The organism is Streptoverticillium reticulum (assembly GCF_047456005.1).
GTDB lineage: Bacteria > Actinomycetota > Actinomycetes > Streptomycetales > Streptomycetaceae > Streptomyces > Streptomyces reticulum.
Genome location: NZ_CP179755.1, coordinates 283,389 through 295,370, shown reverse-complemented (window position 1 = coordinate 295,370; position 11,982 = coordinate 283,389). Strand labels below are relative to the sequence as shown.

At 73.8% G+C, this 11,982-nt stretch carries 10 protein-coding genes; 9 read left to right on the top strand and 1 reads right to left on the bottom strand.

Going from position 1 to position 11,982, the window contains the following annotated elements:
- Window positions 1–189 precede the first annotated feature (189 nt).
- From ACMATS_RS01395 to ACMATS_RS01355, 9 genes are all read left to right on the top strand, one after another.
- Window positions 190–1,563 (top strand): aminopeptidase P family protein, encoded by a 1,374-nt coding sequence (locus ACMATS_RS01395; RefSeq protein ID WP_414166541.1) that lies wholly within the window; start codon window positions 190–192, stop codon window positions 1,561–1,563.
- Between the two features lie 60 nt (window positions 1,564–1,623).
- Window positions 1,624–2,766 carry an NAD(P)/FAD-dependent oxidoreductase gene (locus ACMATS_RS01390; RefSeq protein ID WP_414166540.1) on the top strand — a complete coding sequence of 381 codons (1,143 nt, stop codon included), beginning with the start codon at window positions 1,624–1,626 and terminating at the stop codon, window positions 2,764–2,766.
- 61 nt (window positions 2,767–2,827) lie between these two features.
- Window positions 2,828–3,142 (top strand): (2Fe-2S)-binding protein, encoded by a 315-nt coding sequence (locus tag ACMATS_RS01385; protein WP_390782182.1) that lies wholly within the window; start codon window positions 2,828–2,830, stop codon window positions 3,140–3,142.
- Window positions 3,123–4,586: an FAD-dependent oxidoreductase gene (locus ACMATS_RS01380; protein ID WP_414166539.1), complete on the top strand. Its 1,464-nt coding sequence runs from the start codon at window positions 3,123–3,125 to the stop codon at window positions 4,584–4,586. Before ACMATS_RS01385 ends, ACMATS_RS01380 begins: the two co-directional genes overlap by 20 nt.
- A gap of 33 nt (window positions 4,587–4,619) precedes the next feature.
- Window positions 4,620–5,528 (top strand): dihydrodipicolinate synthase family protein, encoded by a 909-nt coding sequence (locus ACMATS_RS01375; protein ID WP_414166538.1) that lies wholly within the window; start codon window positions 4,620–4,622, stop codon window positions 5,526–5,528.
- 36 nt (window positions 5,529–5,564) lie between these two features.
- Entirely contained in the window at window positions 5,565–6,569 is a 1,005-nt protein-coding gene (locus ACMATS_RS01370) for a proline racemase family protein (RefSeq protein WP_390782185.1), read from the top strand.
- A 2-nt stretch (window positions 6,570–6,571) separates the two neighbouring features.
- A complete protein-coding gene (locus tag ACMATS_RS01365) occupies window positions 6,572–7,939 on the top strand; it encodes an aldehyde dehydrogenase family protein (RefSeq protein WP_390782186.1) in 1,368 nt (455 codons plus the stop codon).
- 45 nt (window positions 7,940–7,984) lie between these two features.
- The gene (locus tag ACMATS_RS01360; protein ID WP_391154936.1) at window positions 7,985–8,659 is read left to right on the top strand and encodes a GntR family transcriptional regulator; all 675 of its coding nucleotides are present in this window, start codon (window positions 7,985–7,987) and stop codon (window positions 8,657–8,659) included.
- Window positions 8,660–8,918: 259 nt separating this feature from the next.
- Window positions 8,919–9,326, top strand: a complete 408-nt coding sequence (locus ACMATS_RS01355; protein WP_390782188.1) for a hypothetical protein — start codon at window positions 8,919–8,921, stop codon at window positions 9,324–9,326.
- Between the two features lie 61 nt (window positions 9,327–9,387).
- On the opposite strand, the gene ACMATS_RS01350 is transcribed toward ACMATS_RS01355, so the two are convergent.
- Window positions 9,388–11,928 (bottom strand): ABC transporter permease, encoded by a 2,541-nt coding sequence (locus tag ACMATS_RS01350; RefSeq protein WP_414166537.1) that lies wholly within the window; start codon window positions 11,926–11,928, stop codon window positions 9,388–9,390.
- Between the last annotated feature and the right edge of the window lie 54 nt (window positions 11,929–11,982).

Below are 11,982 nucleotides of genomic sequence, written 5' to 3'. Positions count from 1 at the left end.
GCCGCGGATGGTAGGGAGTGGCGGGGCGTTCGGACAGGGGTGCGCCTCCACGGTCTTCTGTGAAATGTCACACGGCCGGCACGGCTGGCATGGGTGGCGTGTGACCGGTAACACAGTAATGTGAAATTGCATTGACGGGATCCCGGCAAGCCCCCCCCACCCTCACCCACCCTGTGTCCGAGGAGCGTCATGCCCAAATCGGCGTCACCCGCCACCACTTCCCCGATCTGCACGGTCAGTCACGACCTCCCCGTCTCGCCCGAGCTCGCGTCCTTCATGGCGTCCGGGTGGGAGGCCGCCCCGCCGGCCGACGACGTCCGGCTGCCCGTCGCCGCCCTCACCCCGGCCCGCCGCGCCCGGCTCTCCGCGCGCTTCCCCGGGGAGCGGATCCTCGTCCCGGCGGGGGAGTTGACGGTGCGCTCCAACGACTGCGACCACCGCTTCCGCCCGCACAGCGCCTACACCTGGCTCACCGGCCTGGCCGGCGAGGAGCAGGCGGGACACGTGCTGGTCCTCGAACCCGACGGGCCACATGGTCACGAAGCGGTGCTGCACGTGCGGCCGCGCTCCCCGCGCACGGACGAGGGCTTCTACCGGGACCGCCGCTACGGGGAGTTCTGGGTGGGGCGCCGCCCCGGCCTCGTGGAGGCGGAGCGGATGACCGGCATTCGCTGCGTCGCCCTCGACGGGCTCCCGCCGGGCCGGAGCGCGGCCGCCGACGCCGAAATCGCCTGCGTGCTCAGCGAACTGAGACTGGTGAAGGACGCGTGGGAAGTGGCCGAGCTGCAGCGGGCGGTGGACCACACCACCGCAGGGTTCGAGGACGTGGTACGTGCCCTGCCGCGTGCCCTCGCGCATCCGCGCGGCGAGCGCTGGATCGAGGGCGTCTTCGGCCTGCGCGCCCGCGCCGAGGGGAACGGCACCGGCTACGAGACCATCGCTGCCTCCGGCGCCCATGCCTGCGTCCTGCACTGGATACGCAACGACGGTCCGCTCGACCCGCGGGAGCTGCTGCTCCTGGACGCGGGCGTGGAGACCGACAGCCTCTACACCGCCGACATCACCCGCACCCTTCCGCTCTCCGGCCGCTTCTCGCCGGTCCAGCGGCAGGTCTACGAACTCGTGCTGGCCGCCCAGGAGGCGGGCATCGCCGCGCTGCGGCCGGGTGCGAGCTTCCGTGACTTCCACCGGGCCGGGATGCGCGTCATCGCCGAGGGCCTCGCCGCATGGGGAGTGCTGAAGAGCGCCGAAGGCGACTTCCACCGCCGCTACACGCTGTGCAGCAGCGGCCACATGCTCGGCCTGGACGTCCACGACTGCGCCCAGGCACGCGCCGAGGCCTACCTGGACGGGGTGCTGAAGGAGGGGCAGGTGCTCACCGTCGAGCCCGGGCTCTACCTCCAGCCCGACGACGAGACCCTGCCGCCCGAGCTGCGCGGCATCGGGGTGCGCATCGAGGACGACCTGGTGATCACCGCCGAGGGGGCCCGGCTGCTGTCCGGTGGCCTGCCGAGGACGCCGGACGCCGTCGAGGAGTGGATGGGCCAACTGCTCGGCGGCTGAGGGGAACGCGGGGCGAGCGGGCCCCTTGGCAACCTCAGTGCAATGTGAAATATTACTGGCGTGCCAACGGGAAACCTCTCGGACGTCATCGTCGTCGGCGCCGGCATGGTCGGAGCCGCATGCGCCCACTACGCCGCCCGCGCCGGCCTCCGCGTCACCGTGATCGACCGCGGCTCCGTCGCGGGCGGCACCACCGGGGCCGGTGAAGGCAACCTCCTGGTCTCCGACAAGGAACCGGGCCCCGAGCTGGAACTCGCCCGGCTCTCCGCCCGGTTGTGGACCGAACTGGCCGCATCGCTGCCGGAGCGGATCGAGTACGAACCCAAGGGCGGCCTCGTCGTCGCCGCGGACGAAGCCGAAGCAGCCGCCCTGCGCACCTTCGCGGACCGGCAGCGCGCCGCGGGCGTCACCGCCGAGGAGATCCCGGCGGACCGGCTCCACGACCTGGAACCCCACCTCGCCCCCGGCCTGGCGGGCGGCGTCCACTACCCCCAGGACGCCCAGGTCATGCCGGCCCTCGCCACCGCCCACCTGCTGCGCGCGGCCGGCGAGCGGATCCGCCTGCGGCTCGGCGAGGAGGTCACCGGCCTGCTCACCGGGACCGACGGCGCCCTGCGCGGCGTACGGACGCCGCGCGGGGACGTCCACGCGCCGTACGTCGTCAACGCCGCCGGCACCTGGGGCGGCGAACTCGCCCGGCTCGCGGGCGTGGAGCTCCCCGTCCTGCCCCGCCGCGGATTCGTCCTCGTCACCGAACCCCTGCCGCGCGTGGTGCGGCACAAGGTGTACGCCGCCGACTACGTCGCGGACGTGGCCAGCGACTCCGCCGCCCTGCAGACCTCGGCGGTCGTCGAGGGCACCCCGGCCGGCCCGGTCCTGATCGGCGCCAGCCGGGAACGCGTCGGCTTCGACCGGACCCTGTCGCCGCAGGCCCTGCAACGCCTCGCGGCCTGCGCCACCGCCCTCTTCCCGGTCCTCGGCACGGTACGGGCCATGCGCGCCTACACCGGCTTCCGCCCGTACCTGCCGGACCACCTGCCCGCGATCGGCCCCGACCCGCGCGTCCCCGGCCTGCTGCACGCGTGCGGCCACGAGGGCGCGGGCATCGGGCTCGCTCCGGCGACCGGGCTCGTCGTCGCACGCTGCCTCACCGGCGGCGAACCGTCGCTGGACATCGGCCCGTTCGACCCCGGCCGCTTCTGAACTCCCTGACTTCCTTCGTTCTCTGTCGTGCTCACCCGTGCTCACCGAGAGGAGGCCCCCGGTGGCCCGTACCCCCGCCGACCTCGTCGGGGCGCAGCCCGATCCGCCGTTCGAGATCACCTTCGACGGCCGCCGCGTCACCGCCGTGCCCGGACAGTCCATCGCCGCCGCACTGTGGGGAGCCGGGATCCTGGCCTGGCGCACCACCCGCGACGGCGGCCGCCCGCGCGGCGCCTTCTGCGGCATCGGCCAGTGCTTCGACTGCCTCGCCACCGTCAACGGCAGCCCCAACCGCCGGGCCTGCCTGGTCCCCGCCCGCCCCGGCGACGCGGTCACCACCCAGGAAGGACACGGTCATGACCGCCTCGGAGTCTGAACCGTGCGACCTGCGCGACCCGTACGACCTGGCGGTCGTCGGCGCGGGACCCGCCGGCCTCGCCGGTGCCGTCACCGCCGCCGAACTCGGCCTGCGCGTCGCCCTGCTGGACGCCTCCGCGCACACCGGCGGCCAGTTCTACCGGCACCCCGCACCCCAGACCCGCGCAGCACGGCCCGAGGCCCTGCACCACGACTGGCCCGCCTACGCCCAACTGCGCAGCCGGCTGGCGGAGAGCGCTGCGCAGCACCTGCCCGGGCACCACGTGTGGAGCATCACGAACGATAGCGATAGCGACAGCGATGATGCACCGGCCTGGTCGGTGCACTGCGCCACCGGCGCCGACGGCTGCGACGAGCAGCCGGTGCGGGTGCGGGCCCGCGCGGTGCTGCTGGCCACCGGTGCGTACGAACGTCAACTCCCCTTCCCCGGCTGGACCGTGCCCGGGGTGGTGAGCGCCGGGGGAGCACAGGCCATGCTCAAATCCGGCCTCGTGCTGCCCGGCCGCCGGATCGTGGTGGCCGGCAGCGGCCCCCTGCTGCTCGCGGTCGCCTCCTCGCTGGCCGCGGCCGGCGCGCAGGTGCCCGCCCTGGTCGAGGCATCCGGATACCTGGCGTACGCCCGGCACCCCCGGGCCCTCGCCGCCAACCCGCAGAAGGCCGCCGAGGCCCTCGTCCACGGCGCGGCGCTGCTGCGCCACCGGGTGCGGCTGCTGCCGCGCAGCGCGGTCACCGCAGTGCACGGAACCGACCGGGTGGAGGCCGTCACCGTGACCCGGCTCGACCGCACCTGGCGGCCCGTACAGGGGTCGGGCCGCCGGATCCGCTGCGACGCGCTGGCCGTCGGGCACGGCCTGGTCCCGCAGGTCGAACTGGCCACGGCGCTCGGCTGCACGACCCGCACGACGGCGGACGGCACCTCGGCGCTCGTCCTGGGCGGCTTCCAGGAGACCTCGGTGCGCGGTCTGTGGGCGGCGGGCGAGACCGGGGGAGTGGGCGGCGTCCGCCTGGCCCTGACGGAAGGCGAACTGGCGGGCATCGCCGTCGCCGCCCGGCTGGGCGCAGGCCGTGCCCGCGGCAGCCGGATCCGGGAACTCCGGCGCCGTCGCGACCGGATGCGCGCCTTCGCCGACGCCATGGCCGCCGCCCACGCCCCCGGCCCGGGATGGCGGCAGTGGCTGACCGACGACACCGACGTGTGCCGCTGCGAGGAGGTCACCGCCGGACGCATCCGCGAGGCGGTCGACGGGCTCGGGGCGCGGGACGCGCGGGCCGTCAAGCTCCTCACGCGGGCCGGCATGGGATGGTGCCAGGGACGGATGTGCGGTCCGGCCGTGGCCTGCCTCGCCGCACGCGACGGCGACCCCGAACCCCCGACCGAGCGGCGCCCGTTCGCCGTACCCGTACCGCTGTCGGCGCTCGCCGCCCTCGGTGACGATCAGTGACATCCCACCCTTGAACAGAGAGGCTGGATCGAGATGACCCCCACCGGCTGGAACAGCGCCCGCCCCTGGCGCGGCATCATGGTCGCCACCGCCCTGCCCCTGCGCGACGACCTGTCCGTCGACTACGACGCCTATGCCGAACACGTCCGTTGGCTGATCGCCAACGGCTGCGACGGCGTCGTCCCCAACGGCTCGCTCGGCGAGTACCAGACCCTCACCGACACGGAACGGGCCCGCGTCGTCGAGGTCGCCGTCGCCGCGGCCGGCGACGGGGCCCGCGTGATGCCCGGGGTCGCCGCCTACGGGAGCGCCGAGTCCCGGCGCTGGGCACAGCAGGCGGCCGAGGCGGGCTGCGGCTCGGTCCTGCTGCTGCCCCCGAACGCCTACCGGGCCGACGAACGGGCCGTACGCGCCCACTACGCCGAGGTCGCCGGGGCGGGAGTGCCGGTCGTCGCGTACAACAACCCCTTCGACACCAAGGTCGACCTCACCCCCGGCCTGCTCGCCCGGCTGCACCAGGACGGCACCATAGCCGCCGTCAAGGAGTTCAGCGGCGACGTGCGCCGGGCCTACGAACTCGCCGAACTGGCCCCGGAACTGGACCTGCTGATCGGTGCCGACGACGTCCTGCTCGAACTCGCCCTGGCCGGCGCCGTCGGCTGGGTCGCCGGCTACCCCAACGCCTTCCCCGCCGCCTGCTCCGAGCTGTACCGCGCGGCCGTCGCGGGCGACCTCGCCACCGCGCTCCCGCTCTACAAGTCCCTGCACCCGCTGCTGCGCTGGGACTCCCGTACCGAGTTCGTCCAGGCCGTCAAGCTCTCCATGGACATCGCCGGACGCCACGGCGGGCCCGTCCGCCCGCCGCGCTCCGCCCTGGCGGGGGAGACGCGGGCCGCGGTGCGGTCCGCCACCGGGAAGGCCGTCGCCGACGGCCACCGCTGACCTCCCTCCCGACCTTCTCCTCGCGAAAGGACGTCCATGCGGACGCGTCATGTCTTCCACGCCGTCGACTCCCACACCGAGGGCATGCCCACCCGCGTGATCACCGGCGGTGTCGGGGTGATCCCCGGCGCCACGATGGCCGAGCGGCGGCTGCACTTCATCGAGCACCTCGACCGCCTCCGCACGCTCCTGATGTACGAACCACGCGGCCACGCCGCCATGAGCGGCGCGATCCTCCAGCCGCCCACCCGGCCCGACGCCGACGTCGGCGTCCTCTACATCGAGGTCTCCGGGGTGCTCCCGATGTGCGGGCACGGCACCATCGGCGTCGCCACCGTCCTCGTCGAGACGGGCATGGTGGAGGTGACCGAACCGGTGACGACCGTGCGCCTGGACACCCCGGCCGGGCTGGTGGCCGTCGACGTCCGGGTGCAGGGCGGCGCGGCGAAGTCGGTCACGTTCACCAACGTGCCCGCGTTCTGCGTGGGCCTCGACCGCAAGGCCGAGGTGCCCGGGTACGGGACGGTGACCTACGACCTCGCCTTCGGCGGCAACTTCTACGCCTTCGTCGAACTCGACGCGCTGGGGCTGCCGTTCGACCGCGCCCGCAAGGACGACCTGCTGGCGGCCGGACTCGCCGTCATGGACGCGATCAACGCATCGCCCGACCGGCCCGTCCACCCCGAACAGCCCGCGATCACCGGGGTCAAACATGTCTACCTGGCCGCCCCCGGCTCCGACGAGGACCACTCGCGGCACGCGATGGCCATCCACCCCGGCTGGTTCGACCGCTCCCCGTGCGGCACCGGCACCTCGGCCCGGATGGCCCAGCTGCACGCACGCGGCCGGCTGCCCCTGGGGCGCGACTTCGTCAACGAGTCCTTCATCGGCACGCAGTTCACCGGCCGGCTCATCGGCGAGACGACGGTCGGCGGACTGCCGGCCGTGGTCCCCACCGTCACCGGACGCGCCTGGATCACCGGCACCGCCCAGTACTTCCTCGACCCGGACGACCCCTTCCCCGGAGGCTTCCTCCTATGACCATGACGCTCGACTCACGCAACCCCGCCGATCCCGCCGACGTGGTCCTCCGGTTCACCGCCCCCGGGCCCGCCGCTGTCGCGGACGCCGTAGCGCGGGCCCGCGCCGCCCAGCCCGGCTGGCCCGCCGCCGGCGCGGCCGCCCGCTCGGCCGCGCTCACCGCGGTGGCCGCCGGCATCGAGACCGCCGCGGACGAACTGGCCGCGCTGGCCGTGCGCGAGGTCGGCAAGCCGATCGCCGAGGCCCGCGCCGAAGTCGCCCGCACCGCCGCGATCTGGCGCTACTACGCCCAGGCCCCCTACGAACCCGCCGGTGCCGTCCACGAAACCGCCGCGGGCGCCGGACTGCTGCTCACCCGACGCCGCCCGCACGGGGTCGCCGGGCTCGTCACCCCCTGGAACTTCCCCTTCGCCATCCCCAGCTGGAAGGCCGCCCCCGCACTCGCCGCGGGCAACGCGGTCGTGCTCAAACCCGCCCCCGAGGCCACCGCCTGTGCCCTGAGGCTGGCCGCCATCGTGCAACAGGCCGTGCCCGAAGACGTCTTCACCGTGCTGCCCGGCGGTGCCGCCGAGGGCAACGCCCTGGTCTCCGCCGCCGACGTCGTCTCCTTCACCGGCTCGACGGCCGTCGGCCGGGCCGTGGCGGCACGGGCCACGGCCCGCGGGATCCCGGCGCAGGCCGAGATGGGCGGCCTCAACGCCGCCATCGTCCTGCCCGACGCCGACATCGCGCAGGCCGCCGCCCACATCGCCGCCGCCGTCGCCGGGTACGCGGGCCAGAAGTGCACCGCCACCGGCCGCGTCGTCGCGGTCGGCACCGCCCTCGCGCCGCTGCGCGAGGCGCTCGCCGAAGCACTGCGGGCGGTCCCCGTCGGCGACCCGGCCGATGCGGCCACCGTGTGCGGACCGCTCATCGGCGAACGGGCCCGCGACGACGTCGAGGAGGCCTGCCGCGGGTCGGTCGTGCTGGCCGGCGGCTCCGTGCCGGACGGCCCGGGCTGGTACGCGGCCCCCGTCCTGGTGGAGAAGGTGCCGCCCGGCCACCGGCTGCTGCACGAAGAGGTCTTCGGGCCCGTCGCGGCCCTGCTGCCCGCCGACGACCTGGCCGAAGCGGTGCGGATCAGCAACTCCGTTCCGTACGGCCTGGTCACCTCGGTCCACACCGCGGACCTGGACACCGCGCTGCACGGGCTCGACCGCCTCGACACCGGGATGATCCGCATCAACGCCCCGACCACCGGCGTCGACTTCCACCTGCCCTTCGGCGGCACCAAGTCCTCCGGCCACGGCCCCCGCGAACAGGGCCGCGCCGCCCTGGAGTTCTACGCCTCCAGCCGCACCTACACCCTGTCACCTGCAAGAACAACGTGACATTGTACAGTGATCACCCGCTGCGGCCGAAGGGATGACACTGCCATGGGGCATCTGAAACACCGCGACCTGAACGCCCATCGGGAACGGCTGCGCGACCAGGTCGCCCACGCCCTGCGGGCCGCCCTGATATCCGGTGAACTGCGCCCGGGCCAGATCTACTCGGCGCCCGGCCTCGCCGAGGACTTCGGCATCTCCGCCACCCCCGTGCGCGAGGCCATGCTCGACCTGGTCCGGGAGGGCCTGGTCGAGCCGGTCCGCAACAAGGGCTTCCGCGTCACCGAGGTCAACGAGCGCGACCTCGACCAGTACACCGAGATCCGCGCCCTGATCGAGATCCCCATGGTCGGCCGGGTCACCCGCACCGCCACCCGCGAACAGCTGGAGGCGCTGCGCCCGGTCGCCGAGGAGATCGTCCGTGCCGCCCGCGAGCACGACCTCATCGGCTACCTGGAGGCCGACCGCCAGTTCCACCTCTCGCTGCTGGCGCTCTCCGGCAACGAACGGCTCGTCGAGACCGTCAGCGACCTCCGCAAGCGCTCCCGCCTGTACGGGCTCACCGGCCTGGACGAGAACGGCGAGCTGATCCCCTCGGCCGAGGAGCACCTGGAGCTCCTCGACCTGATGCTGACGGGCGACGCGAAGAAGGCGGAGAAGTGCATGGCCCGCCACCTGGGGCACGTCCGCTCCCTGTGGGCCAAGGGCGACGAGGCCTCGTAGCGCGGGCTTCGTGCGGGAACGGGACCCCTCCGGGGCGGGTCGTGTACCTCGCCCGGAGGGGCAACTGATCAGTGCTGACCACACGTTCGCGGGAGCGCATGACAACTGCGCCGTCACACATGCCCTGTTGGTGACGTTTCTTCCCACGCGCTCCCCAAAACATCACCAACTTCCTCTAGAGGCGAAACCGCCCACGATGGCGTTGAAAGGGCGAGAACAATCTCGAACCCACCTCGACATCCATCACTCGGAGGAAAACGTGACGTTCCTGAGGAACGCCGCAGTTGCCGCAGCGGTCACCGTCACGGCGGTCGCCGGCCTCGCCGCAACAGCCGGTGCCGACCCGGCGCACAACGCAGCCGAAGCCCATGCGGTCGGCACCGACGGGCAGAGCAAGAACAGCACGGCCGGAGTGACGCAGGTCCCCCCGAACACCCCGGTTCAGCCTGCATCGAGCTCTGCCGATCGCGATGTGGCCGCGAAGTGCTGGAACGGCCGGACGGACGGCGGCCGCAAGGCCTTCACGACGTGCAACGGCACCTCGTACCGCGTGTACGTGGACTGCACGGACGGCCATCACCTGTTCCCCGAGACCTTCTCGGGACAGTGGGACTTCCGGCTGACCTGCCCCGAGGGAACGCACGCCGACTGGGGCGGCAACTGGTAGGACACACCGCATCGGCCGGGCGCCGCTTGTCGCGCCCGGCCGATGGCTGTTTTCGGGAGACCTACTGCGCCGACGTCGCGGCCGGAATGTCCACGCGGGCGGCCCTGCGGGCGGGCCAGAGCGAGGCGAGCAGCGCCCCCGCCAGGGCGATCAGGATGCCGAGGGCGAGCCGCCCCCACGGAATGACCAACGCATAGCCCTCGACGCTCTCTTGGAGGGTGCGGCCGAGCGCCCAGCCGAGGAAGACGCCCAGGACCGTGCCGACGCTCGCGCCGAGCGCGCCGACGAGCAGGGCCTCCAGGCGGACCATGCGGGTCACTCCGGCGCGGTCGAGGCCGAGGGCGCGCAGGGTGCCGAGCTCCTTGCGGCGTTCGAGGACGGACATCGCGAGGGTGTTGGCGATGCCGAGGGCGGCGATCACCAGGGCCATGCCCAGCAGGGCGTAGAAGACGTCGAGCTGGCCGCCGATGCCCCCGCTGTACTCGGCCTTGACGCCCTCCCGGTCGAGGACGGCCAGGGCCGGGTTGTCTCCGAGGGCGTGGACGACCGAGCGGCGCGCGGCCTGGCCGGGGCCGCCGTCCGGGGCGACGAGGATCGCCGCGGTGTGCGGGGTGCGGTCGTAGCGGGCGACGAGTGAGTCGGGCGCGGTGATGCTGGGCATCAGGTTGCTCTGCGGGTCCGCGCGGTAGATGGCACCGATGGTGACGCTGCCATGCCGGCCGTCGAGGCGCTCCAGGGGGAGGGTCTGGCCGAGGTGCCAGCCGGCCTCCTTGGCCTTGAAGTCGGCGACGGCGATGCGGCCTTGGGCGAGGCTGTCGAGCGAGCCCGCGATGACGTCGTAGCGCAGCAGCCGGCCGATCACCGCGGGGTCGACGCCTGTCAGCACGGAGCTGCTGCCCGCCAGGCGGTACTGGGTGGACTGGTTGAGCGGGCTGACCGCGGAGCGGGGCAGCTTCTTCGCGAGGTCCGCCGCCGTGCCGGGGGTCAGCTGCATGCCGCCGGAGGCGGCCTTGACCAGGTAGCCGGCGGTGAAGTCGTGCGTGGTCGCGCGGTCGAGGTACTGGGTGGCGGAGGCGCCGAGGACGGAGAGGCCCGAGGCGAGGGTGAGGGCGATCGCGAGGGCCGCGGCGGTGGCGCCGGTGCGGCGCGGGTCGCGCACGGTGTTGCGGGCGGCGAGGGTGCCGTGCACCGGCTGGAGGCGGGTGAGCAGCGGCTGGAGCAGGGCGACGAACGGCCGGGACAGCAGCGGGATGAGGACGATCGCGCCGGTCAGGGCGAGGACCGCACCGAGGCCGATGACGGTCCGGGCATCCTTCCCCGTGGTGAGGGCTCCGTACACGACGGCGGCCGTGCCGGTCAGCGCGAGCGCGGCGCCGAGGCCGGTGCGCAGGGAGCCGGCGCGAGCGGGAGCCGTGGGCTCGGCGGTGCCCAGCGCGGCGACGGGCGGGATGGCCATGGCCCGGCGGACCGGCAGCCACGCGGCGATCACGGTCAGAACTGTTCCGGCGAGGAGAGAGCCGATCACGGTGACGGGGGAGACGACCAGCGGTCCCGACGGGGAGTCGGCGGAGGCGAGGAAGGTCCGCAGCAGGGCGGCGACCGCGGTGCCGACGGCGAGGCCGACCGCGGAGGCGCCCGCGCCGATCAGGACGGACTCGGCCAGCAGGATGCTGCGCACCTGCTGGCGCGAGGCGCCGACGGCCCGCAGGAGGGCCAGCTCCCTGGTGCGGCGGCCGACGAGCATGGAGAAGGTGTTGGAGATGAGGAAGGCGGCGACGAACAGGGCGACCGCGGCGAAGCCGAGCAGGATCTGGCTCATGGTGTCGCTGTTGCTGGTGGCGAGGTTCTTCTGGATCTGGGCGAGCCGGGCCCCGGTGACGGCGCTCGTGCCCTTGGGCAGCTGTGGCTGGACGCGCTCGATGAGCTGCTGCGGGGAGGTGCCGGGGGCGGCGGTGAGCTCGATGCTGCGGAACGTGCCCGGTTCGAGGAAGAGTTGCTGGGCGGTGGAGCTGGTGAACAGCACCAGGCTGCCGCCGGAGGGGAGCCGGGTTCCGTCGGTGCGGAACACTCCGCTGAGGGTGTACGTGGCGGCGCCCTTGCCGGTGGCGACGCGGACGGTGTCGCCGGTGCGGTAGCCGCCCTGCCGGGCGGTGTTCTCGTCGAGGGCGACCGCGCCGTCCTTGACCGGGCCGGAGCCCTGGACGAAGCGGTAGGCGGGGTCCTTCCCGTCCGCTCCCGGTGCGAAGTTGCCGCCCTGATGGGACGAGCCGTGGCCGATCAGCCCGCCGTCGCGGTCGGCGACGGCGGCGAAGCCGTCGACCCGGCCCGCGGCGACGGCGACACCGGGCACCTTGGCCAGGCCGGTGGCCGTGCGGGCGTCGATGCCGGCCTGCCGGGCCTCGCCGCCGGGCGGGGCATCGGGGGAGACACTGACGGCGATGCGCGTGTAGCCGTCGGTCGCCTTGGCGGCGGCCGCCTGGGACAGGCTGTCGCCGAAGACGAGACTGCCGGAGAGGAAGGCGACGCCGAGCACGACCGCGAGCGCGGTCATCAACAGGCGGGCCTTGTACGCAAGGACATTGCGCAGGGCGGTGCGGAACATGACGGTGGCGGATCCTGGGAGGCGGGCTCGGCGGACGCGAGCGGGCGGCTGGGT